The organism is Pandoraea sp. LA3 (assembly GCF_022696215.1).
Taxonomy (GTDB): Bacteria; Pseudomonadota; Gammaproteobacteria; order Burkholderiales; family Burkholderiaceae; genus Pandoraea; species Pandoraea capi.
The window spans coordinates 26,210-51,018 of sequence record NZ_PTPY01000023.1 but is presented as its reverse complement, the minus strand read 5'-3'; the positions used below and the strand labels follow the sequence as shown (position 1 = coordinate 51,018).

Here is a 24,809-nt window from a genome sequence, read left to right as displayed (position 1 = left end):
CGATCCCCAGGGGGATTGACCGCCGGCGCACATGGGACATTGCCCTCAAGCACTCGGCGCGAGCAAAGACACCATCAAAACGACAAACGAGACGGCAAACAAAAAAGCCGGCGCAAGGCACCGGCTTTTCTTCCAACAGACTGGCATCGCGGCATATGAACTCACATCCATCGCACCGCGCACACCGTCGCCGGCATTACTTCTCTTCGCGCGAAGCGCGCTTGCGCTCGTGTTCCTTCAGGTGACGCTTGCGCAGGCGAATCGTCAGCGGCGTGACTTCCACCAGTTCATCGTCGTCGATGAATTCCACGGCGTATTCGAGGTTCAGCGCGATCGGCGGCACCAGACGCACGGCTTCGTCGGTACCCGACGCACGCACGTTCGTGAGCTGCTTACCCTTGATCGGGTTGACCACGAGGTCGTTGTCACGGCTGTGGATACCGATGATCATGCCTTCGTACAGCGCGTCGCCCGGCGACACGAACATGCGGCCGCGATCTTGCAGCTTCCACAGAGCGTAGGCCACAGCAGCGCCGTCGTCCTGCGAAATCAGCACGCCGTTGCGACGCTCGCCCAGCGAACCATCCTTGAGCGGGGCGTAGGCATCGAAGATGTGGCTCATCAGGCCCGTACCACGGGTCATCGACAGGAAGTCGCCCTGGAAGCCGATCAGACCACGTGCCGGAATGCGGTATTCGAGGCGCGTACGGCCACGGCCGTCCGACACCATGTCCAGCATTTCGCCCTTGCGGCGGCCGATTTCTTCCATGACCGCGCCCTGGTGTTCGTCTTCCAGGTCGATGGTCAGCATTTCGTACGGCTCGTGCTTCACGCCGTCGATTTCCTTGAGCACCACGCGCGGACGCGACACGGCCAGTTCATAGCCCTCGCGACGCATGTTCTCGATCAGAATCGTCAGGTGCAGTTCGCCACGGCCCGACACTTCGAAGACGGAATCTTCGTCGGTGTCTTTCACGCGCAGCGCCACGTTGTGATTCAGTTCCTTGTCCAGACGGTCGCGGATCTGACGGCTCGTCACGAACTTGCCTTCACGGCCGGCGAGCGGCGACGTGTTCACGCAGAAGTTCATCGTGAGCGTCGGCTCGTCGACGGTCAGCAGCGGCAACGCTTCAGGCGTTTCCACGTCGCAGATCGTCGCGCCGATGCCCACGTCTTCGATACCGTTGATCAGCACGATGTCGCCGGCTTGTGCGCCTTCTTCCGTCATCACGCGCTCCAGCCCCTTGAACGTCAGAACCTGGTTGATCTTGCGCTTGAGAATTTCACCGTCCGGGCCCGAACGCATCACGACTTGCTGGCCCGGCTTGATGCGGCCACGCGTGATACGGCCGATACCGATGCGGCCGACGAACGTCGAGTAGTCGAGCGAGCTGATCTGCAATTGCAGAGGCGCGTCCGCATCGGCGTCGCGCACCGGCACGTGTTCGAGAATCGCGTCGAAAAGCGGCTTCATCGTGCCTTCGCGAACGTCCGAATCGAGGCTCGCGAAACCGTTCAGGGCCGACGCGTAGACGACCGGGAAGTCGAGCTGTTCGTTGGTCGCACCGAGCTTGTCCATCAGGTCGAACGTCTGGTCGATGACCCAGTCCGGACGTGCGCCCGGGCGGTCGATCTTGTTGACCACAACGATCGGCTTCAGACCGAGGCCCAGGGCCTTGCGGGTCACGAAGCGCGTTTGCGGCATCGGGCCTTCAACGGCGTCGACGACCAGCAGCACGCTGTCGACCATCGAGAGCACACGCTCCACTTCACCGCCGAAGTCCGCGTGTCCCGGCGTGTCGACGATGTTGATGTGCGTGCCTTCGTATTCGACGGCGCAGTTTTTGGCGAGGATCGTGATGCCGCGCTCTTTTTCAATGTCGTTCGAGTCCATCACGCGTTCAGCGACTTGCTGGTTTTCGCGGAAGGTGCCCGACTGGCGCAGCAACTGGTCGACGAGCGTGGTTTTGCCGTGGTCGACGTGCGCGATGATGGCGATATTACGGAGAGCGCGGGTCATGAAAGAGGTGCTCGAAAAAGCCTTTGGAGAATCCGCGATTCTACCACTTGCATGCGTCTCGCGTCATGGCCTTTCTGCATTGCAACAACGCCGCCCTTTGCTGACTCACGGGCGTCACGAAATTTCCGAGTGACATCCTCTCCTTCCGCCCCCCTCGGATTCCCCCGCAGCGCACCATCCTAGAGCATTTCGTCTAATTTTCACCGCAATATTTGCCTAGTCAACTATTGCATCGACTTGAAATTAATTAAGTACCCGCTATAATCGTGACAAGTCAACTATTGCAGCAGCACGAAAATGTCCGAACCTCCTGTGACTTCCTCCGCGACCGTGCCGACGTCTCAGCCGGAAGCGCCGCAAGCCGATCCCCCACGTGACGGCTACAACATCGACGATTCGCTCGGGTACCTGGTGGCGCGTGTGCGTCAGTTGATCCTGGCGGAATTGACGAAGGAAACGTCGCAGTACGGTCTCACCAGCACGCAGGCCACCATGCTCTACAAGGTGGCGACGGGCAAAAGCAAGACGGCAGCCGATCTGGCGCGTGACTACTGTATAGATGCGAGCGCCGTGACCCGGCTGCTCGACCGGCTCGAAGCCCACGGACTGCTCGTTCGCGAGCGCAGCAAGATGGACCGACGCACCGTGAACCTGAGTGCGACCGAGGCCGGCTATGCCATGGCCGACCGGATGCCGGACATCTTTACGCGCGCCGCCGACCATCTGATGCGTGGTTTCAGCGTGGAAGAAGTGGGATTTCTGAAGAGTCTGCTGCGACGGGTGATTGCCAACGGCGAAGTCGGATGACGGCGGCGAACCGATCCTGAAAACGTCCGGAATCCATTGATTTCCCTTCGAAAAAGCCTGTCGAGTCCACTATTTCAAGGCCTCGCCAGCAGCAGTTTCCCGATTACTGTCAGTACAAGACTTCACTCGTAAAGGTTTTGCGATGAAAGCGGCCTCACCGTTCCTCCCGCATCTGCGGGCCCGCTCAGCGATTTCCGCCATTTGTCTGGCGGCTGTGACGCTGGGCTTTGCCGGTTGTGCAAACTTCGCCGGCATCCATAGCGACAAGCAGATCAGCACGCCCGATCAGTATCAGACCCAGCGCAGCCTGCCCTCCGAGGGCGGCCAGTGGCCGGGCACCGACTGGGCACAGCGTTTCGGTGATCCGCAACTCGTCTCCCTGATCGACGAAGCCCTCGTCGGCAACCCCGATCTCGCCATGGCCGCCGCCCGTCTCAAGGCCGCGCAGGCACAGACCGAAGGCGCGGCCGCTGCGCTGCTGCCGTCGGTCGGCTTCTCGGGCGACGTGTATCGCACGCAATTCACACAGAACACCATTTACCCGCCGGGTTACGGCGGCACGTGGTTCACGCAGGGCGATCTGACTGCCTCGCTGTCGTGGGAACTCGATCTCTGGGGCAAGAACCGTTCGGCACGCGCTCAGGCCACCTCAGCCGAGCGCGCCGAAGAAGCCGAAGATCAGGAAGTGCGTCTCGCCCTGTCGACCGCCGTGGCCCGCGCGTACAACCAGTTGGCTCAGCAATATGCCCTGCACGACGTGCTCGATCGCATCGGCAAGCAACGCCAGAACCTCGGCAAGCTGACGTCGGATCGCGTGCGCGCCGGACTCGACACGCAAGTCGAGCAGAAACAGGCCGACAGCAACAGCGCCGACATTCAGACGCAGCTCGCGCAGCTCGACGGCCAGATCCTGCTCACGCGCCATCAACTCGGCGTGCTCCTTGGCAAGGGTCCGGATCGTGGTCTGGAGATTGCACCGCCGAAGCTCGCCCAACTGGCCACGCCTGCCCTGCCCGATAACCTGCCGCTCGCCCTGCTCGGCCGTCGCCCGGACATCGTCTCGGCACGCTGGGGCGTCGAATCGCAGCTTCAGGGCGTGGATGTCGCCAAGGCCCGCTTCTATCCGGACGTGAACCTGAACGCCGCGTTCGGCTTCTCCACCTTCGGGCTGGGCAAGCTGATCGACCCGACCAGCCAGAACATCCAGGCCGGTCCGGTGATCTCGCTGCCGATCTTCGACGGCGGCCGGTTGCGCGCCAACCTGAAGGGTCAGTACGCGGCCTATGAGAGCGCCGTGGCGAACTACGACTCCACGCTGAACAAGGCCCTCGGCGACATCGCCGATCGCATGTCGTCGATTCGTTCGGCCGACAAGCAGATGGTGTCGCAACGCGTGGCGCAAGACGCCGCGCAACGCGCCTACGACCTCGCGATCGATCGCTACAAGGCCGGCCTGACGCCGCAACTGACCGTGCTCACCGCCGAGTCGTCGCTGCTCGCGCAGGAACAGGCGCGCGTGAATATCGACTTCGCCCGCCGCGACCAGCAGATCGGTCTGATCAAGGCGCTGGGCGGCGGCTTCGACGCACAGGCCGCGGGCCTCGTCGTCGGACAGGAACGCCCGGCAAAGACGGACGGTGAATCCGTCAGCGCACAGTCCCACTAAGGCCCTGAGCGCCACACAAAACAAGACAAACGTCAAAAGCACATTGAGAGATTAGTACGGAGCAAATGATGAGCGAGAACCAACAACAAGCGCCTGCCCAGCCGGCGCAAAGCAATGGCAAGCGCCGCCGCATGATGCTGACGCTGACGGCCGTGATCGCAATCGCAGCCATCGGCTACGGCGCTTACTACGGCCTGTACGCGCGCTATTACGAAGACACCGACGACGCCTACGTCGCCGGCAACGTGGTCCAGATCACGCCGCAGGTGGCCGGTACCGTCACCGGCGTGAAGGTCGACGACACGCAGATGGTCAAGGCTGGCCAGCCGCTGGTCACGCTGGACCAGACCGACGCGCGCGTCGCGTTGCTGCAAGCCGAAGCCAACCTCGCGCAGACCGTGCGTCAGGTGCGCACGTACTTCGTGAACAACGATGCGTATGCCGCCACCGTCGCCATGCGCGAGTCGGAACTCACGAAGGCACAGGCCGACGTGAAGCGTCGCGAGATGGCCATCGCCACGGGTGCCGTGTCGCGCGAAGAACTGGCCCACGCCCAGGACGCCGTGAAGACCGCGCAAGCCGCGCTCGAACAGGCCCGCGCCCAGTTGGTGTCGAACAAGGCGCTCACTGACAAGACGTCGGTGACCACGCATCCGAACGTGCAGCAGGCGGCTGCCAAGGTGCGCGCTGCCTATCTCGACTATGCACGCACGTCGATCCCTGCCCCGGTGGACGGCTACGTGGCCAAGCGCTCGGTGCAGGTCGGCCAGCGTGTGGCGACCGGCGCGCCGCTCATGGCGCTGGTGCCGCTCAACGAAGTGTGGGTCGATGCCAACTTCAAGGAAGTGCAGATCGCCCACATGCGCGTCGGTCAGCCGGTGACCCTCACGGCAGACGTGTACGGCTCGGCCGTGGAATACAAGGGTACGGTCGCAGGCTTCTCCGCAGGCACGGGCAGCGCCTTCTCGCTGCTGCCGGCGCAGAACGCCACGGGCAACTGGATCAAGGTGGTGCAACGTCTGCCGGTGCGTATCGCGCTCGACGCGAAGCAGTTGCAGCAGCATCCGCTGCGTGTCGGTCTGTCGATGCAGGTCAAGGTCAACGTGCGTAACACCGATGGCAAGGAACTGGGCGAAGCGCCCACCCTGCCGGTGTACTCGACCGACGTGTACGACAAGGTCGGTCACGACGCCGACGACATCGTCGCCAAAATCATTACCGAGAACGCCGGTGCAAGCGCCAATGCAGGCGCCAGCGCAGGCGGTGCCAACGACACGCGCAATCAGCCGGCCCGCGCACGTCCCCTGTAAATCGGAGGGGGGTGCCTCCCACCCCCTTTGACATCTCATGGCAACTCAAAACGCTCCTGCCCCGCTCTCGGGAGGGCAGCTGGTACTCGGCACCATCGCGTTGTCGCTCGCCACGTTCATGAACGTGCTCGACACATCGATTGCCAACGTATCCATTCCCGCGATCTCCGGCGACCTGGGTGTCTCATCGAGCCAGGGGACGTGGGTGATTACGTCGTTCGCCGTCGCCAACGCCATCTCGGTGCCGCTCACCGGCTGGCTGACGGAGCGCTTCGGCGCAGTGCGACTGTTCATCTCGTCGATCCTGCTGTTCGTGCTGGCCTCGTGGCTGTGCGGCATGGCGCCGACGCTCGAAATCCTGCTCGCGGCGCGCGTGCTGCAAGGCGCCGTGGCCGGGCCGATGATCCCGCTCTCGCAATCGCTGCTGCTCTCGAGCTATCCACCCGCCAAGAGTTCGATGGCCCTTGCCTTATGGGGGATGACGACGCTCGTCGCCCCGGTGATGGGCCCGATTCTCGGCGGATGGATCTCGGACAACTACCACTGGCCGTGGATCTTCTACATCAACATCCCGGTCGGTATCGGCGCCGCTTACGTCACCTGGCTGATCTACGCCAAACGCGAAACACCAACGCAGCGCAAGCCAATCGACACCGTCGGTCTGGCCCTGCTCGTGCTGTGGGTCGGGTCGTTGCAGGTGATGCTCGACAAGGGCAAGGAACTCGACTGGTTCAACTCGTCGACCATCGTCGTGCTGGCACTCGTGGCACTCGTGTCGTTCTGCTTCTTCGTCATATGGGAGATCACCGAGAAACACCCGGTGGTCGATCTGACACTGTTCAAGCGGATCAACTTCACCGGCGGCGTGATCGCCATTTCCGTGGGGTACGGGCTGTTCTTCGGCAACCTCGTGATCCTGCCGCAGTGGCTACAGATCTATCTCGGCTACACGGCAACGGAAGCCGGTCTGGTGATGGCGCCTGTGGGGCTGTTCGCGATCATCCTGTCGCCGATCATCGGCAAGTTCCTGCCCAAGCTCGATGCGCGCTGGGTCGTGACCGTCTCGTTCCTGCTGTTCGCCCTCGTGTTCCTGCTGCGCTCGCACTTCAACACGCTGGTCGACACGCGCACGCTGATGATTCCGACCTTCCTGCAAGGGGTGCCGATGTCGATGTTCTTCATCCCGCTCACGGCCATCATCCTGTCAGGCCTGCCGGGGCATCGCATTCCGGCCGCAGCGGGTCTGTCGAACTTCGTGCGGATTACCTGCGGCGCCGTGGGGACGTCGATCGCCACGACCGTGTGGGATAACCGTATCTCGCTGCACCATGCGCAGCTCACGGAAAACCTGACGCCCTACGACGCCACGTTCAACGGTTCGGTGCAGTCGCTCAATCAGCTCGGCATGTCGACACCGCAGGCGCACGGCTACATCGACCGGCTGGTGACGCAACAATCGGCCATGCTCGGCGCGAACGACATCTTCTGGATCTCGGCGGTGCTGTTCGTGCTGATGATCGCGATGGTGTGGATTACGCGCCCGATCCGTGGCGGAGGTGGCGGCGACGCTGCCGCGGGCGCCCACTGACGCAACAGGCTTCCCCCCGAGTGCCCGGCCCTGCTCTGTACTACCGGGCACTTCTTGAACCCCGCTGAAGTTAGCGGGGTTTTTTTCATCCGACGAGATAGCGCAGCGCGGCGGTCGCCGCAATGCTGATGACGACGGTCGGAAGCAGCGAACAGCGCATTGCGACGAGCAATGTCACCGCAAGCGCAATGAGATCGGCAGGCCGATCCGCCACGAACGACGGCGCGATCACCGAGATCAGGACACATCCCGGCAGGCTCTCCATGACGGAACGCATGCGCGGACTCAGCACACGATCGCGCAACAAGAGAAAGCCCACGACGCGTGTGGCATAGGTGGTGGCCGCCATGAGCGCGACCGTCGCCACAGGCAGCAGCGTGGCGGCATTGAGCGAATCGAGCACGTCAAACATTGCGTGGCTCCATCAGCACGGCGGCCAGCAGTCCCGCCACCGCGCCCGCCGCGACATACCACGAGCCCGGCACGTAAAGGTACGTGAGCGCTGCGGCAACGAGACTCACCAGCCACGGCAAGCTCTTGCGCATGCCGCGCCACATCCCCCGCAGCAACACGAGGAAGACGGCGGTGAACGCCATATCGAAACCGTACTGTTCGATGTCGCCGAGCACGGGCCCCAGTACCGCACCGAGGGCCGTGAAAGCGATCCACGCGAGCCACAGGTTCACGCCGACACCGAGGTAATACGGCAGGCTGATGCGGTCCGCCTTACGCGCCTGCGTATCGGCCAACGCCATCGCCCAGGCTTCGTCGCACATCAGGAACAGCGACGGCAATGCGCGACGCAATGGCACATGACGAAGCAACGGCGCAAACGCCGCGCCCATCAGGACGTGACGCGAATTGACGAGGCACGACATGGCCACGATCAGCGCGAGATGCGGCGGCGAAGACCAAAGGTGAACGGCGGTGAACTCCGAGCCACCGGCAAAGTTCATACCGGTCATGAGCGGCACCAGCCACGCGGGCATGCCCTTCTGGGTGGCCTGCGCGCCAAGCACCATGGCGAAGGGGACGAAACCAAGCATGACGGGCAACGACGCACGCATGCCGCGCGCCACTTCGAATTTGACATCGGACTGCTGTGACGACGCAGCCGAAGAAGACATTCCAGACACAACCACTCCTGCAATAACCACTGGATGCGCAGGATAGCGGACGTCGCTCGTTGATGTCTTGTATGTTCTTGCGATTTTGCGTGACGACGAAAACCATCGCCACCTCCATCACTCAGGTGCAGGGTCACGCGCATCGATCCGGATGCTTTGCAGATCGTCGTCGATTACCGCCGCCTCATCCAACGCCTTCGGGGCAGACGGCTTGACGAGCGACTCCGAGCCTGCGGCAGCGAGTTTGGTCGCACCGCCCGCCTTTTCCAGCCACAGATAAAAGTCGAGCAGACCGTCGGGCAACGACGTCGTATCGTCGCTGAACGGCAAACGGGCGATCAGCCCGACGAACAGCGCCGCCGATGCCTGACGAATCCGCACGGCGAAGGCCTTTTGCCATGCCGGATCGCCGTGTGATACGAGTGTCTTGCGTAATTCGTCGAGCATGCGCTTGATCAGGCGGCTGGGCAGCGAGCGCGAGGGTGAAGCCCCTTCCGCCCCTTCTGCCGTTCCCGGCACTTTTGTGGCTTCCGCCGGATCCCCCGACGTTGCGGGACCGAGTATGTCGAGCAGTTTTGCGAATCCGCCCTGCCTGTCGATCCACGCCACCAGATTCGCGAGGCTGTCCCCTTGGAAGGACAAGCTCCCCGGTCGACGGAACTCGACACCCCAGCACACGAGATCGCTCAGCGCCAGCACCGCAAAATATGGCGACAGCAACATCCCCGGCGTGAATACAGCGCTACCGATTCGCAGCACCTTGCATTGCACGGCACGCGCGACCCGCCGCTGCGTGGGCCGTACCCGTTCGCACACCATCTCGCCGGAAAGCCGGGCGAAGACGTCCGGCATGAAGTACGGCGACGCCACACTCACGAGTTGGCACACCAGGCTCGCGACATGGGTCGTCAGCACGACGCTGCTGAGCAGGCAGGAATAGTTCGACGTGGAATTGGCGCTGTTGGCGGCGTCCGGGGTGGGATCAATAACGATTGCAACGTGTTCTTCGTTACCCTCGTTCGCCGCGATGACCTCGCCGCAAACGTTTTCACGGTTCGCCTCACGAAGCTGCCACGCTCTGAGCAACGCGTCCGTTTCTGCTTCAATGCTCGCTACGGCCTCGAACCCTTCAGCCACCGAGTGACTTTCGGGAACCGGGTTCAGGGGATCATCCGATAATTCGATCGGTCGAAAATCACGCGACTCAGGCAATTCGGATGCATGAGACGAAGTCGCCATGCTGCGCGCTTGCGGGACGTCTCCCGGCACATTGCAGGTGTCCGCCTCGATCGGGATAGCGTGAAACGGTGCGCATTGCGGCCCGCCGATGCCTGAGATCATCGCTGCGTGTCCTCGTCTGGCCCCGTGCTTGTGCGTGCCCCGTCAGCGTCTCGTCGACTTCCCGCGCGTTGGCTGACTGTCTGCGCTTGCGACTGATCGCGCCTGATTGCAACTGATCGCAACTGATTGCGACGGCGTGACGGCGTGACGGCAGCGCCTCGACCGGCGCCCCACCGCCTGACGCGAGCACTGTGCGCCGCCCCATGCCCGAACGCTTGCGTAATTCGCTTTCCAGCACCGCCTCCGCTGCCATGCCCATGCATGAGGCGGATCCGCGCCGTTTTCCAGGCGAAGGCAGATGTCACGCAATCGCAGTATCATTGCGCATCCCCCGGCCCGATGCCCCCACGGCAATATGCCGCGTACGCTGCCTCTGCCGCCGAACGGCCGGGAAAGTACTATCCGTCAGCAAAAACAAACATCATGACTACCCCGCAGAACCCGATCGAACGCTCCGAAGTCACCTTCCGCTTTCTGGCAGAGCCTGCCGCCGTCAACTTCGGCGGCAAAGTGCACGGGGGCTCGCTGATGAAATGGATCGACGAGGTGGCGTACGCTTGCGCCGCCACGTGGTCGGGCCGCTATTGCGTGACGGTCAGCGTCGGCAACATTCGCTTCCGCCGTCCGATTCTCGTCGGCAATCTGGTGGAACTGCGCGCACGCATCGTGGCCACGGGCCGCACGAGCATGCACATCCACGTGTCGGTTCACGCCGGCGATCCGAAGTGGGGCGAATTGCGTCAGACGACCGATTGCCTGATGGTGTTCGTCGCCGTCGACGAGAGCAATCACCCGGTGGGCGTGCCGTCGTTCGAGCCGAAAACCGACGAACAGAAGGCATTGGCCAAGTACGCCATGGACGTGAAGGCAGCGCTCGACGCCATCGTCGAACTCAAGCCGGAAAACGTCACGAACTGACGGGGTCGGGTGGACGGCCCGCGCCGTCTGCCTTTACCGGTACGGGTGCCGAATCGAGACTTCCGGAGAGACTGCCTTCAGCGCGCATCGCAACTCCCGGACGTCTCATCATCCCCACGCATAGATTGCAGATTTGTCGTTTCGGAGGAAAGCCGCCGATGCCACGCGGAACGGTCAAGCATTACTTCCCGGACAAAGGGTACGGATTCATCACCCCGGATGACGGTAGCGAAGTCGTTTTCGTCCACGAGACCGAAATATGCGTGCCCGGCACGCCCGAGCTTCGCACCGGCCAGATCGTCGAGTACGAGACCACGCGCGGAGACGCCTATTTGCTGGCAGTCAACGTGCGGGAAGTGGCTGCCTGACGCTTCGCTTCCCGTCGCTCCGGTTTGATCACGCCCTCTGCTCATCGCCCCTTTTGAGCACGCGCCCCGTTCGTCGTCCACCTACCTGACAACGTTGACAGTTACCGATCGCGGAAGCGGGTGCTGAAATAGCGGTAGGTTCGCGAGTTTGTTCCGAACCACAACGCTGACGAAAAGGAGCGCACCATGCCGATCGGCACCGTCAAATGGTTCAATCCGGACAAAGGTTTTGGCTTCATCACGCCAGACAATGGGGGCGAAGACGTATTTGTCCATTTCGCCGCCATCCAGGGTGGCGGCACCGACAGATTTCTGACGGAAGGCCAGAAAGTCGAGTATGAGGTGACAGCCGGTCCCAAGGGGCTTCAAGCTAACAACGTCAAGCCGCGCTGAATTGCGGCGCGGCGCCAGCAGCGGCACCGCCCCTCACTGCGTCTTGAGCAACCGCTGAGGCGTGAGCAGCGCTTCGCCGTCGAGACGTGCAACGCCCAGCAGGCGTGCGGCGGTGTCGACGTTGGCTTCGGCGTAGACCTTGACTTCGATGCCGTCGTGCCCGGCAGCACATGCACGCAAGGGCGCGGGACAACGCAGATCGTCCAGACGCAGACGTTGCCCATGACTGAAGCGCTTCGCAAGCGTATCGTCGAGCCACACGGCGGGGAGCGTCTTGAGCAGTGCGTCGACCGGGGCGAGCTTCTCGACGCGCTGTGCATGATCGAGCGCATTCAGGTCTTCCAGCGTCACGGCGCCCTCAAGCGTGAGCGGACCGACCGCCGTGCGTCGCAGCGCACGCAGATGTGCCCCGCAACCCAGCGCTTCGCCGATGTCTTCCGCCAGCGTACGCACGTAAGTGCCTTTGCTGCACGTCACGCGGAACGTGAATTCGTTCTCGGCCGGCAACGCGCATTCCGTCATTTCCAGCAGATGGATCGTCACCGACCGCGCCTCGCGCTCGATGGTCTGACCGGCGCGGGCATACTCGTAAAGCGGCTTGCCGTCGCGCTTGAGTGCCGAGTACATCGGCGGCACCTGTGAAATCGGCCCGGTGAAGCGCGGTAATACGGCACGAATCGCGGCTTCGTCCACCTGCACCGGACGCGTTTGCAACACCTCGCCTTCCGCGTCGCCCGTCGTTGTCGTCTCCCCCAGACGCACTCGCGCTTCGTACGTCTTGTCGGCTTCGAGCAAGTCTTGCGAGAACTTCGTCGCCTCACCGAAACAGAGTGGCAACAGCCCTGTCGCCAACGGATCGAGCGTGCCCGTGTGACCGGCCTTGAGCGCCTGAAGCGCACGCTTGGCCTTGATCAAGGCATCGTTGGACGACAGCCCCAGCGGTTTGTCGAGCAGCAACACACCGTCGAGCGGGAAACGAGGGAGCTTTTGGCGGGGTGCCTGCGAACGCGGGTCCTTCATGTGTGGGAATGACTTGAGAAATTCGAATGGGGTAACGCCGCGGCGCGCATCGACAGCGCTCGGGCATCGCAACACCGCCGGACTCGCTTTGCGCCAGCCCGGCAGGCTACGTTGTCAATCGACGACTTACTTGCCGTCGTCTTCCTTGTGATCGCCTTCAACACCGTCGTCGGCATCGTCGTCGGCTTGCGCATCTTCCGCATCTTCCTTCGCACGCGTGGCGTTGGCCGTATCGATCAGACGCGACATCTCGATGGCACGTTCGATCGACTGGTCGAAGTGGAAATGCAGCGTCGGCACCGTGTGAATGTGCAAGCGCTTGAACAGCAGATTGCGCAGGTAGCCTGCGGCTTCGTTGAGCGCTTCGCCGGTCGCTTTCGGATCGCCGGTGAGCGTCGTGTAAAACACCTTCGCATGCGCGTAATCAGGCGTCACTTCCACGCTTTGCAGCGTGACCAGCCCAATGCGCGGGTCCTTCACTTCGCGCTGAATCAACTCCGAGAGATCGCGCTGGATTTGATCGTTGATGCGAAGATTTCGACCGGGAACGCCACGTTTCTTTGCCATAACATACTCGCTAGTAATGCAATGGCCCACGCCACCGGTTTCCCGGCTTGGTGGGCCATTCCACTTCCATTGTGCAAATCGCGTTACAGCGAGCGCGCAACTTCCGTGATTTCAAACGCTTCCAGTTGGTCGCCTTCCGTAATGTCGTTGAAGTTCTTCACCGACAGACCGCACTCGAAACCTGACTTGACTTCCTTGACGTCATCCTTGAAGCGCTTGAGCGAATCCAGCTCGCCCGTGAAGATGACCACGTTGTCGCGCAGCACACGCACGTGCGACGAACGCTTGACGAAGCCGTCGAGCACCATACAGCCGGCCACCGTACCGACCTTCGGCACCTTGAACGTCTGACGCACTTCGACCATACCCGTGATTTCTTCCTTCTTCTCCGGCGCCAGCATGCCCGACATTGCTGCCTTCACCTCATCCACTGCGTCATAGATGATGTTGTAGTAGCGAATATCGATACCGTTCGACTCGGCCAGCTTACGGGCCAGTGCATCGGCACGCGTGTTGAAGCCGATGATGACCGCCTTCGAAGCCGTTGCCAGGTTGACGTCGCTTTCGCTGATGCCACCGACCGCAGCGTGCACGATCTGCACACGCACTTCCGGCGTCGAGAGCTTGTTGAGCGACTGCGCCAGTGCTTCCTGCGAACCCTGAACGTCTGCCTTGATGATGAGGGGCAGCGTCTTGACTTCGCCTTCGGCCATCTGCTCGAACATGTTCTCCAGCTTCGCAGCTTGCTGCTTGGCCAGCTTCACGTCGCGGAACTTGCCCTGACGGAACAGTGCGATTTCACGTGCCTTGCGTTCGTCCTGAACCACCAGCACTTCTTCACCGGCGCCCGGCACTTCCGACAGACCCTGGATTTCGACCGGGATCGACGGACCTGCGTCCTTCGTGTTCTTGCCGGTTTCGTCCAGCATGGCGCGAACGCGACCGTAAGCCTGACCTGCCAGCACCATGTCGCCGCGCTTGAGCGTGCCCGACTGCACCAGAATCGTGGCGACCGGACCCTTACCCTTGTCCAGCTTCGCTTCGATCACGATACCCTTGGCCGGCGCTTCCACCGGTGCCTTCAACTCCAGCACTTCGGCTTGCAGCAGCACGTTCTCGAGCAGATCGTCGATACCCGTACCCGTCTTGGCCGACACCGGCACGAACGGCGAATCGCCACCGTACTCTTCCGGCACCACACCTTCGGCCACCAGTTCCTGCTTCACGCGGTCCGGGTTGGCTTCCGGCTTGTCGATCTTGTTGATCGCCACCACGATCGGCACACCGGCCGACTTTGCGTGGGCAATCGCTTCCTTCGTCTGCGGCATCACACCATCGTCCGCCGCGACCACGAGAATCACGATGTCCGTTGCCTGTGCGCCGCGAGCACGCATGGCCGTAAAGGCCTCGTGACCCGGCGTGTCGAGGAACGTCACCGTACCGCGCGGCGTGTCGACGTGATACGCACCGATGTGCTGCGTAATGCCGCCGGCTTCGCCCGACGCCACCTTGGCGCGACGGATGTAGTCCAGCAGCGAGGTCTTGCCGTGGTCGACGTGACCCATCACGGTCACCACCGGCGGACGCGGCAGCGCTTCGGCTTCCGTCACGTCGTTGCCGAGGTCGAGCAGCGTTTCCGGATCGTCCAGCTTCGCGGCGATCGCACGATGCCCCAGTTCCTCGACCACGATCATGGCCGTTTCCTGATCCAGTACCTGGTTGATGGTCACCATCTGGCCCATCTTCATCATCAGCTTGATGACTTCGGCGGCCTTGACCGACATCTTGTGCGCCAGATCGGCAACGCTGATCGTTTCCGGCACGTGCACATCACGCACGACCGGTTCGGTCGGTGCCTGGAATGCCTGACGGTCGTCCTGCGAATGACGGTCGCCGCGACGGCCACCACGGCCACCGCCGCGCCAGCCATCCGAACCACCGCTCGTATCGCCGCGTGTCTTCATGCCGCCACGCTTGTTGCGATTGTCGGTGTCCTTCTGCCAGGCGCCCGGCTTCTTGTCCTTCTTGTCGGCAGCACCCGCCGTCGTCGAGGCCGGCGCGGCGGCCGGCTTCTTGTCTGCCGGCTTGGCAGCCGCACCTTCCGGCTTGGCCGGCTTGTGCAACGTACCCTTCGCAGCATCCGGCTTCGCCGGTGCGGCGGCAGCAGGTGCCGGCTCCGGTGCCTTCAGCACGCGACGCGGTGCATTCATCATTTCGCGAATCGCGCGGGCTTCGGCTTCGGCCGCGGCACGACGCTTGCGAATCGCTTCTTCTTCGGCGCGCGCCTTGTCAGCCGCTGCGCTCGCCTTTTCGGCGGCGGCACGGGCTTCTTCGCTCGCCTTGCGAGCCTGCTCGCGCTCGGCATCAGCCTTGGCGGCAGCGGCCTTCTCGGCTTGTGCTGCCTGCGCTGCCTTTTCGGCGTCGGCCTTGGCCGCCTTGTCGGCTTCCACTTGCGCCTGCTTTTCGGCTTCAGCGTCGGCTGCCTTGGCTTCGGCCTTCGCCTTCTGCTCTTCGGCTGCCTTCGCTGCCGCGGCTACGCGCTCCGCTTCCTCACGCACACGGCGCTCGGCAGCTTCCTTCTCTTCGCGCTCGCGACGCTCGGCCTCTTCGCGCTCCAGTTGTTCCTGGCGACGCTTGAGTTCGGCCGCTTCCGCTGCCAGACGCTCCGCTTCGCGGCGTGCGTCTTCTTCGCGCAGACGGAGGGCTTCGTCTTCGGCAGCCGCTGCAGCGTTCTCAGCGCCTTCCGCGACGTCGTCGCGCTTGACGAACGTGCGCTTCTTGCGCACTTCGACCTGAATCGTCCGCGCCTTACCGGTCGCGTCGGCCTGCTTGATTTCCGAGGTCTGGCGACGCGTCAGAGTAATCTTCTTTTTGTCGCCGTCGCCAGCGCCGTGCGATCGGCGCAGGTGCTCCAGCAGACGGGCCTTGTCGGCTTCCGTCACCGAATCGTCGGCGCTGAGTTTGTCCACGCCGGCGGCTTTGAGTTGCTCCAGCAACACGCCGGCCGGCATTTTCAGTTCTTCAGCAAATTGGGCTACGTTGATGCTCGCCATTCAAACCTCTTCAAGCAAGGCCAGGCGCCTTGCGGTTAACTTCAAAGTTCACTGTTCCATATGCATGCCGGGGCAGGTCATCATTGGAACCAGTGCTCTCGCGCTTTCATGATCAGGGCCTTGGCGGCTTCTTCGTCGACGCCCGTCATTTCGGTCAGTTCGTCGACAGCCAGTTCGGCCAGATCATCGCGCGTCTGAATTTCATGCTCGGCCAGTTTGGCCAGCAACTCCGGCGTCATGCCGTCGAGGCTCTTGAGATCGAGTGCGACACCTTCGACCTTCTCCTCGGTGGCAATCGCCTGCGTGAGCAGTGCGTCGCGCGCACGATTGCGCAGCTCGTGCACCGTGTCCTCGTCGAATGCTTCGATTTCGAGCATTTCGTTCAGGGGCACGTAGGCGATTTCTTCCAGGCTCGAGAAACCTTCCTCGATCAGGATGTCCGCCACTTCCTCATCCACATCGAGACGCTGCATGAACAACGTGCGCAGCGTGCCGCGCTCTTCGTTCTGCTTCTCGGCCGATTCGTCCGGCGTCATGATGTTGATCTGCCAGCCCGTCAGTTCCGACGCGAGACGCACGTTCTGACCGCTGCGACCGATCGCCACTGCCAGTTCGTTCTCGTCGACGACGACGTCCATGCTGTGCTTCTCTTCGTCCACGACGATCGACTGCACCGCCGCCGGCGCCAGCGCGCCGATCACGAATTGCGCGGGGTCTTCCGACCACAGCACGATGTCGACGTTCTCGCCGCCAAGCTCGTTACGCACCGCCTGCACACGCGTGCCGCGAATGCCGACGCAAGTCCCGATCGGATCGATACGCTTGTCGTACGCCACGACAGCGATCTTGGCGCGCACGCCCGGATCACGAGCAGCCGACTTGATCTCCAGCAGACCTTGTTCGATTTCCGGCACTTCCATGCCGAACAGTTCGATCAGGAATTCCGGAGCGGTACGCGAGAGTTCGATTTGCGGGCCGCGAGCCGTACGGTCGACCTTCACGATGAACGCGCGAACGCGGTCGCCGATACGCAGGTTTTCCTTCGTGATGAGCTGATCGCGACGCAGCAGCGCCTCGACACGGCCCGACTCGACAATCAGGTTGCCCTTGTCGAGACGCTTGACCGTACCGGTCATGATCTTTTCGCCGCGCTCGAGGAAGTCCGACAGGATCTGCTCACGCTCGGCATCGCGAATGCGTTGCAAAATGACTTGCTTCGCAGCTTGCGCACCAATACGGCCGAACTCGACCGATTCCACCGGCTCCTCGATGAACTCGCCGATTTCGATCGAGGGATTTTCTTCCTTGGCTTCGAACGACAGGATCTGCTTGTCCGGCTCCTGCAAACCCGCTTCGTCCGGCACTACCAGCCAGCGACGGAAGCTCTCGTGCTCGCCCGACTCACGGTCGATGTGCACGCGAATGTCGACGTCTTCGGTGTAGCGCTTCTTGGTGGCCGAAGCCAATGCTGCTTCAAGCGCGCCGAACACGACATCCTTGTCGACGTTCTTTTCGCGCGCGAGCGCATCGACCAACAGCAATACTTCGCGACTCATCGTTTGCGACTCCTAAAATCAATCTGCGGCACAAGGCGCGCACGGTCAATATCCGCGAGGGTGAATTCGAGCAGCGCCGGGCCGCCCTTGCCTTCGAATTCAAGGCTCAAGTTTTCGCCTTGCGGCGCCTGCAAAATACCGCGGAACTGCTTGCGGCCTTCAAGCGGCACACGCAACGTGAGACTCACTTCGACGCCGGCAAAACGCTCGAAGTCACGCAGCTTGCGCAGCGGACGGTCAAGCCCCGGCGACGACACTTCAAGTCGGTCGTAATTGACGTTCTCGACCATCAGGACGTGCGAGAGCTGACGGCTCACCGTCTCGCAGTCATCGATCGTGATGCCTTCCGGCTTGTCGATGTATACGCGCAGCAGTCCGCCGCCGGCGCGCTCAAGATCGACCAGCTCGTAACCCAGGCCTTCGACCGTGGTCTCGATCAGTTCTGGCAATTGCAACTTTGCTCACCCTAGAAAAACTCGCGCGCATCAGCAGCGCCCGACATGTCTGCGCGCCCCGCATGGGACGTCGCACGATGCCCGCCTCGACCGTCCGGGCCGGTGTACCTGAGTCGGCACACCCACTCCCCGACACGGCGGCATCGGCCGCGCTAAACGCTCGCGGCAAAAAAAAATGGGCGAAACGCCCATTTCTTACAGCCTCATTGCGCATGAGGTGCGCGTCGCAGCAGAACGCCCGACACGCAAACCAGCTTATTCATTGATTTTATATGGTTTTGGCCCGATTTGCAACGCTTGGCGGCGGAAAACCGTCTTGACCGAGCGCCGTTGCTACCTTGCTGCGTTGCAAAATCGGGGCACCCACTCAGCGGGATCGATTACCGCCGCGGTTACCACGATTGCCCTGGTTCCCGCCGCCGCCACTCGCGCGATTTCCGCCGCGACTGCGATTGCCGTTTCCATTGCCACCGTTACCACCGTAACCGCCGTTACCACCACCGCCGCCATTACCGCCATTGCCACCACGCGACTGGCCGCCGTAACCACCGCCGCCCGCGTTACCGCCACCGAAGCGGCGTCCCTCGCCTCGCGGCGAAGGCGTCTGCCCCGGATAGCCGCCGCTCGGACCGACGAACGCCGTCAGCGGATTGGCACGCGGGCGACGCGACTGGCCCGGCTCGCGAGCGAACACGCCAAGGGCCGTCTGCATCGGATCCGGCTGACGACGCGGCTCCTTCGGTGCGCCGGCCTTGCCGCCGCGACCGCCGTTACGTGCGCCCTTCTCGTCCGACGCCGCCCCCGGCACCTTCATGCCGACCGCCGCGAACAGCGAGCGCACCTGCGCTTCGTCCATCTCTTCGTAACGGCCTCGCTTGAGGCCACGCGGCAGTGTCAGCGGACCGTAACGCGTACGGATCAGACGACTCACCATCAACCCTGCGGCGTCGAACATACGACGCACTTCGCGGTTACGACCTTCGGCCAGCGCCACGTGATACCAGTGGTTCGAGCCCTCGCCACCGCCGTCCTTCAAGCGCAGGAAGTTGGCCTCGCCATCGTCCAGCTTGATGCCGTGCAGCAGTTGCTGACGCGACGCTTCGCTCAACTGACCGACGGTGCGCACCGCGTACTCGCGCTCGATCTCATAGCGCGGGTGCATGAAGCGGTTCGCCAGATCGCCCGACGTCGTCAGGATCAGCAGACCTTCCGTATTGAAGTCGAGACGCCCGACCGCGAGCCATTTGGCCGTCTTCATCGGCGGCAGACGATCAAACACCGACGTGCGCCCTTCCGGATCGGAATGGCTGACGATTTCGCCTGCCGGCTTGTGATACAGCAGCACGCGCGGCGGCTTGCTCGTGATACGGCGCTTGACGAGCTTGCCGTTGATACGAACCTGATCGGTCGGCAGAATGCGCTGGCCGATGTGAGCCGGTTCCGAGTTCACGGAGACGCGACCGGCGAGGATCAGCTCCTCCATCTCGCGACGCGAACCCATGCCGGCTTCGGCCAACACCTTATGCAGCTTCGGCGCTTCGTCGTCCGGGGACAGCACGCGACGGTCTGCCGGACGGCGGCCGCGCTGAGCGCGTGCCGAAGCCGCGTTATCGCCTTCGCCGTCTTCCGCGTCGAATCCACCCGACGTGACGAACGCGAACAGATCGCCATCCCCCGAATTGCCTGCATTGCCAGCATTGCCGGCGCCGCCCTTACCCCGCGCACCGCCAGCCGGTCCCTTGCGACCACGGCCTTGCGGCTTGCCGGACGGGCTCTGACCACCTTGGCCGCCCTGAGCGCCTTGTCCGCTCGGTCCGCCCTGCCCGCCTTGCGCACCTCGCTTCGCACGGCCGCCCGGCGCAGCGCCATTGGCGCCACCGGAGGGCTGTGGCTGCTGCGCATCGTCGCGCTTGGCGCCACGCGGCTTGCGCGAGTTCGTGCGAGCACGCCCTTGCGCCGCCGAAGGCGCACCATCGGCATCCGACGCCTGCGGCGCATCGAAGGACAACGCACCTTGCGCTGCGTCCGAACCGGCGACTTCGCCGTTATCGTCGCCTTCGCGCTTGGCCTGCTGGGCCGCACGACGGCGGGCGATCAAACTGCGCGGACCACGGCGCAAACCGCGGCGCGACGCCTTTTCATCGCCGCCCTCGCCTTCCGGCGAACGTGCATCGGCACCGGCATCGCGTGCGTGCAGGTCCTGGGATTCTTCGTTTTGTTTCAACACAACCTCATTGGAAAACGGGATCGTTGCGGGCAGGCGTAAATCGCTGCCCTGATCCGTGTTCGCACCATGAATGCGCGGCAAATGCGTGCCGCGGCTTCGTTCTTATCGCAAACGGCCCTTCGGGTGAGTACGGCGCCAGGCGCCGCCGCCTCAGGTACCGGTGACGAGATTCTTGTCGTCCCCGTCGTTCTCGTCGTCATCCAGCGCACCGGGCGTGGGCTGCCCGGCAGCGGCTTCGTTCGCTGCCGAGTCGACAGCGTGCGGGGAAACCTCTTGCGCCAACGACGCTGCGGGATCTGCCGCATGCGTCGCGCCTTCTTCCGTACCGGCGTCCTGCATATCTTGCGGCGAATCCTCGCCGACAGGAACCACAGCCTCCGATACTTCGGAAAATTCCTTGTATTGCGCGACGTCGTCATCCGACCGCTCGCCATCGAGCCCGGCCGATGCCTCGTCACGCCAATCGTCATCGCTCACATCGGCCACGCCGGACACATCGCCTTGCGGCTCGCCGTCCTGCTCACTGACGTGCGCCGATTCGTCGAGTTCCTCGGCATCCGGGGAAATTTCGGCAGACGGGCCAATTTCGGCATCGTCCGACGTATCGACGACAACGTCCGTCGCGACCGCATGCCCGGCATCCGGCGACGATTCAGGCTCGGCTTCGGCCAACACGGCGTCCAGCAAGGCCTCTTCCGTTACCGCCTCGCCAGCGTCGCCGCCAGGCGGTAACGGGCGCTGATCTTCCGGCAATCCTTGTGCGAGCGGCAGATCGTCGGCGCGTGTCTGCGCCAGCAGTGCGAGTGCTTCGGCGTCGGCGACCGGCGCATCATCAGACACCGCCTCGTCACCGTCATCCCCCTCGGCACGCTCGCCGAATTCGATGTTCTGCTGCGCGAGCAAATCGATCTGCGCCTGCGCCGCCGGATCTTCCAGCGGCGGCAGCGCATCGAGCGCGCGCAAGCCCAGATCGTCGAGGAAGTCCTTGGTCGTGGCGTACAGGCCGGGGCGTCCCGGCACGTCGCGGTGACCAATCACCTCGATCCAGCCACGATCCTCGAGCTGCTTGATGATCTGCGTATTGACCGTTACGCCGCGAATCTCTTCGATATCGCCACGCGTGACCGGCTGGCGATACGCAATGATCGCTAGCGTCTCCATCACGGCGCGCGAGTACTTCGGCGGCTTCTCCGGATTGAGGCGGTCAAGGTATTCACGCATGCGCGGACGGCTCTGGAAACGCCAGCCGGTGGCCAGTGCCACCAATTCCACACCTCGGCCATCCCATTGCACGCGGATTTCCTCGAGCAGCGCGCGCACCGTGTCACCGGACACGGCGTCATTGAAGAGCTTGCGCAGATCGCCGACCTTGAGCGGCTCCTGCGCGCAAATCAACGCGGTCTCGAGGACAAGTTTCGCCTCTTGGGTATTCATGTGCGACTAAGCAGACCGGGGGCTTGGCAACCCGGTATCAGGAATAAATGGATGCTTGGAAAACGAGAAACGGTCGTCGATCGAAAAAACAACCGCTTCGCATAAGCGCGCGCCCTTTTGTGTTCGGTCGTAGTGACGGCGGCGCGACCAGAATGCTTCGAAACGACCTGCCGGGAAAACGCCCAGGCCGATAGTGCGGCGAGACGGACGTCCGGTATGTGCGCAATTATTACTGAAACACTGACGCCCGTAAAGCATCGTCGAAACCTCGGCGTCCCGCCAGCCGAAATGGCGAGTCGACGCCTCATGGTAAACTCTCAAAATAACTTCAGGGGCCACCATGACCACCGAGATCGGTCGCATTCCCGGCAACCCCATTCCGGTTGCCCAGCCTCGTTGTTCCACCTGCTCACTGGGGCAGTTCTGCCTGCCCGTCGGCATCCCTGAGCCGGAGCTGGAACGACTTGACGCACTCGTAAGCGAGCGCCGCCGCCTCAAGAAGGGCGAAGTGCTCTATCACGCCAACGATGATCTGAACGCCGTCTACGGCATTCGTTTCGGGTCGCTCAAGAGCTGCGTCACGGCCCCCGACGGCCGCGAGCAGGTCGTCGGCTTCCACCTCCAGGGCGAGTTGATCGGTCTGGACGCCGTCGCAGACAACCATCATCCGACGACCGCCGTCGCACTGGAAGACAGCGAACTTTGCATCGCCCGCTTCAACGAGCTGGAGACGCTGTCGCGCCAGGTACCGTCGCTGCAACGCCAGTTGCATCGCCTGATGAGTCAGGAAATCCGTAACGAGCACCAGCAACTGCTTGCGCTCGGGACGATGCGTGCCGAGGAACGTCTGGCCGTATTCCTCCTGAATCTGTCGGAACGGCTGTCGGCGCGCGGTTATGCGGCGAACGAGTTCGTGCTGCGCATGAGCCGCGAAGAAATCGGAAGCTTCCTCGGTCTCAAGCTGGAGACGGTCAGCCGCCTGTTCTCGCGCTTCGCGCAGAACGGCATGATCGAAATCCGCCAGCGTCACGTCAAGATCATCGACGGCGTCGCCCTGCGCGAGCTCGCCGGCGTGCATCACTGCTGATCCGGCGTCCGGGGGCGCACGAGCGCCCCCGCTCCTGCGCCCCCTCACCGGCTCGCACTTCCCCTCACTTCCCCGCACGATTCACACGTTTCGCTCGTTTCGTTACCGTCCATCCGCTCGGACGCCACTTCTGCGTTACCGTTACCCATAAGCTACCGGCCCAGCCCGGTGGATGCCTTGCGCCAGATCAAAGGTCGCTCACCGCGCGTCCATCTGCCAGCCCCGGGCTTTCGGCACATGAGCCAATCCGGCGCCCGCAAGCACCGCCGGGCAAATCAGCCCCCTGCTGCCCGCCATGACGACCCGCGGCGACGCCAATCCGTCACGCGTTCGACAAGCCCGGGCAAACCCTCCATAATCGGCGCGTTCACCACGCGGCACATCCGCCGGGCGGTGTTTCGAGCGTTGGACCCCGACGGAGGCCGTCGTTATGCCCGCAACCATATTTCTTAGCCCGGAAGACGCCGAGCACGCGTTCTACGAAGCGTTGCGTGCCGGCGACACCGATACGCTGATGGATGTCTGGTCGGAAGACGAGGAAGTCGTCTGCATCCATCCCTCGGGCCCCCGCCAGGTCGGCCCCGCGGCCGTACGCGCGAGTTGGCGGCAAATTCTTACCAAAGGCGGCCTTCAGGTGACGGTCAGCCACCTTCAGGTCGCGCACAACCCGTTGTGCGCCGTCCATAACGTGCTTGAGCAGATCCAGGTCGAAACCCGTCCGGAAGCTCGGTATGCGTTCGTGCTGGCAACCAACGTCTACCTGAAGGAGGCAGACGGCTGGCGGCTCGTGTTGCACCACGCCAGCCCCGCCATCGGCCACGAGGATACGGGCACGCAATTGCCTCGTACCCATCGTCTACATTGAGGCGCACCCCGCCACGTCACCACGTCACCGTCTCAACGCGGTTCCGTGGTCGACGCCAGCCTCCACATCCCAATACGGCACGGGACCGAAACGTTCCTGTAGAAATTCGATGAGCGCATGGGTTTTCGGCGGCACGAAAGCCCGGCTCGGATAGACGGCCCAGATGGCGACCTCCTCCGCCAGCGGGTACGCGGGCAGCACCGGCACGAGTTCGCCGCGCTTCAAATACGCCCCGATATCCCACGTCGACTTGAGCGCAATGCCGATGCCGGCGAGTACCGCGTCGCGCAACACCTCGCCGTTATCGGAAGCCAGGCGCCCGCTCACGCGCACATTCAACGTGCCGCCCGGCGTCACGAAGCGCCAGTCACGCTGGTCCCCGAGAATCAGACAGTCGTGAGCGGCGAGATCCCCCGGATGCCGCGGCGTGCCGTGCGCCGCAAGATAGGCGGGAGACGCACACAACGTGCGCGTATTCGACGCGAGCTTTCGGGCGACCAGCGTCGAATCCCGCAGGGCGCCGACACGGATGGCGAGATCCACCCCCTCCTCCAGCAGGTCGACGACACGGTCCGTGAGCCGAAAATCCAGTGAAATCCCGGGATAGCGCTCGAGAAACGCCGGCAACGCGGGCGAGACGTGCTGCCGCCCGAACGAAGACGAGCACGACACCCGCAAACGCCCTTGTGGCGCAGCCAGCCCTTGCCCGACGCTCGCCAGCGCCTGCGCTTCGGCTGCGAGCAACGCCTGCGCCTGCAGCAGGAACACCTCGCCCTCCTGTGTGAGCGCGACGCGCCGCGTCGTCCGGTGCAGCAAGCGGGCGCCCAGCGCGGTCTCCAGTTGCACCAGACGCGTGCTGGCCGCCGCCGGGGACAACCCCCGCTCGCGCCCCGCCGCCGACACGTTTCCCAGCGCGGCAACCCGAACGAACAACGCTACGGTATCGAGGTCCAATGACATTTATCGGAATTTCCAAAAAATCTTTTCCGCATTATCCGAATTATCAA

General features: G+C 63.1%; 22 protein-coding genes. 10 read left to right on the top strand and 12 right to left on the bottom strand.

Going from position 1 to position 24,809, the window contains the following annotated elements; all coding sequences use genetic code 11:
• Positions 1–196: 196 nt before the first annotated feature.
• Positions 197–2,020 carry a translational GTPase TypA gene (gene typA / locus C5N93_RS05345; RefSeq protein WP_069344902.1) on the bottom strand — a complete coding sequence of 608 codons (1,824 nt, stop codon included), beginning with the start codon at positions 2,018–2,020 and terminating at the stop codon, positions 197–199.
• Here typA and C5N93_RS28285 point away from each other — a divergent pair.
• From C5N93_RS28285 to C5N93_RS05325, 5 genes are all read left to right on the top strand, one after another.
• A complete protein-coding gene (locus tag C5N93_RS28285; protein WP_277990216.1) occupies positions 2,019–2,153 on the top strand; it encodes a hypothetical protein in 135 nt (44 codons plus the stop codon). The two genes, typA and C5N93_RS28285, sit on opposite strands and share 2 nt — an antisense overlap.
• Before the next feature lie 164 nt (positions 2,154–2,317).
• The gene (locus C5N93_RS05340; protein WP_083254314.1) at positions 2,318–2,827 is read left to right on the top strand and encodes a MarR family transcriptional regulator; all 510 of its coding nucleotides are present in this window, start codon (positions 2,318–2,320) and stop codon (positions 2,825–2,827) included.
• Between the two features lie 142 nt (positions 2,828–2,969).
• Positions 2,970–4,493: an efflux transporter outer membrane subunit gene (locus C5N93_RS05335; protein ID WP_150723039.1), complete on the top strand. Its 1,524-nt coding sequence runs from the start codon at positions 2,970–2,972 to the stop codon at positions 4,491–4,493.
• Positions 4,494–4,561: 68 nt separating this feature from the next.
• On the top strand, positions 4,562–5,803 hold the full coding sequence (locus tag C5N93_RS05330; RefSeq protein ID WP_242558540.1) for an HlyD family efflux transporter periplasmic adaptor subunit: 1,242 nt from the start codon (positions 4,562–4,564) through the stop codon (positions 5,801–5,803).
• 37 nt (positions 5,804–5,840) lie between these two features.
• The gene (locus C5N93_RS05325) at positions 5,841–7,391 is read left to right on the top strand and encodes a DHA2 family efflux MFS transporter permease subunit (RefSeq protein WP_150723037.1); all 1,551 of its coding nucleotides are present in this window, start codon (positions 5,841–5,843) and stop codon (positions 7,389–7,391) included.
• Positions 7,392–7,476: 85 nt separating this feature from the next.
• Here the strand turns inward: C5N93_RS05325 and C5N93_RS05320 are convergent, their stop codons facing one another.
• The 3 genes from C5N93_RS05320 to C5N93_RS05310 all read right to left on the bottom strand — a co-directional run bounded on the left by C5N93_RS05320 (position 7,477) and on the right by C5N93_RS05310 (position 9,655).
• On the bottom strand, positions 7,477–7,803 hold the full coding sequence (locus C5N93_RS05320; RefSeq protein WP_069344897.1) for an AzlD family protein: 327 nt from the start codon (positions 7,801–7,803) through the stop codon (positions 7,477–7,479).
• Complete coding sequence (locus C5N93_RS05315) at positions 7,796–8,518, bottom strand: AzlC family ABC transporter permease (protein WP_242558539.1); 723 nt, start codon at positions 8,516–8,518, stop codon at positions 7,796–7,798. Before C5N93_RS05315 ends, C5N93_RS05320 begins: the two co-directional genes overlap by 8 nt.
• Before the next feature lie 117 nt (positions 8,519–8,635).
• Positions 8,636–9,655, bottom strand: coding sequence for a hypothetical protein (locus tag C5N93_RS05310; protein ID WP_242558538.1), 1,020 nt, complete (start codon positions 9,653–9,655; stop codon positions 8,636–8,638).
• A 627-nt stretch (positions 9,656–10,282) separates the two neighbouring features.
• On the opposite strand from C5N93_RS05310, the gene C5N93_RS05305 reads away from it, so the two are divergent.
• The 3 genes from C5N93_RS05305 (at position 10,283) to C5N93_RS05295 (ending at position 11,538) form a co-directional block, all read left to right on the top strand.
• Positions 10,283–10,777, top strand: a complete 495-nt coding sequence (locus tag C5N93_RS05305) for an acyl-CoA thioesterase (RefSeq protein WP_150723034.1) — start codon at positions 10,283–10,285, stop codon at positions 10,775–10,777.
• 158 nt (positions 10,778–10,935) lie between these two features.
• A complete protein-coding gene (locus C5N93_RS05300; protein ID WP_069344893.1) occupies positions 10,936–11,145 on the top strand; it encodes a cold-shock protein in 210 nt (69 codons plus the stop codon).
• Between the two features lie 186 nt (positions 11,146–11,331).
• The gene (locus C5N93_RS05295; protein ID WP_242558537.1) at positions 11,332–11,538 is read left to right on the top strand and encodes a cold-shock protein; all 207 of its coding nucleotides are present in this window, start codon (positions 11,332–11,334) and stop codon (positions 11,536–11,538) included.
• Positions 11,539–11,571: 33 nt separating this feature from the next.
• Here the strand turns inward: C5N93_RS05295 and truB are convergent, their stop codons facing one another.
• The 7 genes from truB to scpB form a co-directional block, all read right to left on the bottom strand.
• Positions 11,572–12,558 carry a tRNA pseudouridine(55) synthase TruB gene (truB, locus tag C5N93_RS05290; RefSeq protein WP_242558536.1) on the bottom strand — a complete coding sequence of 329 codons (987 nt, stop codon included), beginning with the start codon at positions 12,556–12,558 and terminating at the stop codon, positions 11,572–11,574.
• A gap of 126 nt (positions 12,559–12,684) precedes the next feature.
• The gene (gene rbfA, locus C5N93_RS05285; RefSeq protein ID WP_242558535.1) at positions 12,685–13,125 is read right to left on the bottom strand and encodes a 30S ribosome-binding factor RbfA; all 441 of its coding nucleotides are present in this window, start codon (positions 13,123–13,125) and stop codon (positions 12,685–12,687) included.
• Between the two features lie 83 nt (positions 13,126–13,208).
• Positions 13,209–16,178 carry a translation initiation factor IF-2 gene (infB, locus tag C5N93_RS05280; protein WP_069344889.1) on the bottom strand — a complete coding sequence of 990 codons (2,970 nt, stop codon included), beginning with the start codon at positions 16,176–16,178 and terminating at the stop codon, positions 13,209–13,211.
• A gap of 80 nt (positions 16,179–16,258) precedes the next feature.
• Positions 16,259–17,734, bottom strand: a complete 1,476-nt coding sequence (nusA, locus tag C5N93_RS05275) for a transcription termination factor NusA (protein WP_069344888.1) — start codon at positions 17,732–17,734, stop codon at positions 16,259–16,261.
• Positions 17,731–18,189 (bottom strand): ribosome maturation factor RimP, encoded by a 459-nt coding sequence (gene rimP / locus C5N93_RS05270; protein WP_044455501.1) that lies wholly within the window; start codon positions 18,187–18,189, stop codon positions 17,731–17,733. Before rimP ends, nusA begins: the two co-directional genes overlap by 4 nt.
• Positions 18,190–18,556: 367 nt before the next feature.
• A complete protein-coding gene (locus C5N93_RS05265) occupies positions 18,557–20,386 on the bottom strand; it encodes a pseudouridine synthase (RefSeq protein ID WP_242558554.1) in 1,830 nt (609 codons plus the stop codon).
• A 180-nt stretch (positions 20,387–20,566) separates the two neighbouring features.
• Entirely contained in the window at positions 20,567–21,850 is a 1,284-nt protein-coding gene (scpB, locus tag C5N93_RS05260) for an SMC-Scp complex subunit ScpB (RefSeq protein ID WP_242558534.1), read from the bottom strand.
• 340 nt (positions 21,851–22,190) lie between these two features.
• Here scpB and fnr point away from each other — a divergent pair, with 340 nt between their 5' ends.
• On the top strand, positions 22,191–22,937 hold the full coding sequence (gene fnr, locus C5N93_RS05255; RefSeq protein ID WP_069344886.1) for a fumarate/nitrate reduction transcriptional regulator Fnr: 747 nt from the start codon (positions 22,191–22,193) through the stop codon (positions 22,935–22,937).
• A 442-nt stretch (positions 22,938–23,379) separates the two neighbouring features.
• Positions 23,380–23,802 carry a nuclear transport factor 2 family protein gene (locus tag C5N93_RS05250; RefSeq protein ID WP_170836341.1) on the top strand — a complete coding sequence of 141 codons (423 nt, stop codon included), beginning with the start codon at positions 23,380–23,382 and terminating at the stop codon, positions 23,800–23,802.
• 24 nt (positions 23,803–23,826) lie between these two features.
• Here C5N93_RS05250 and C5N93_RS05245 read toward each other — a convergent pair whose 3' ends face one another.
• A complete protein-coding gene (locus C5N93_RS05245) occupies positions 23,827–24,762 on the bottom strand; it encodes a LysR family transcriptional regulator (RefSeq protein ID WP_242558533.1) in 936 nt (311 codons plus the stop codon).
• Positions 24,763–24,809: the final 47 nt, after the last annotated feature.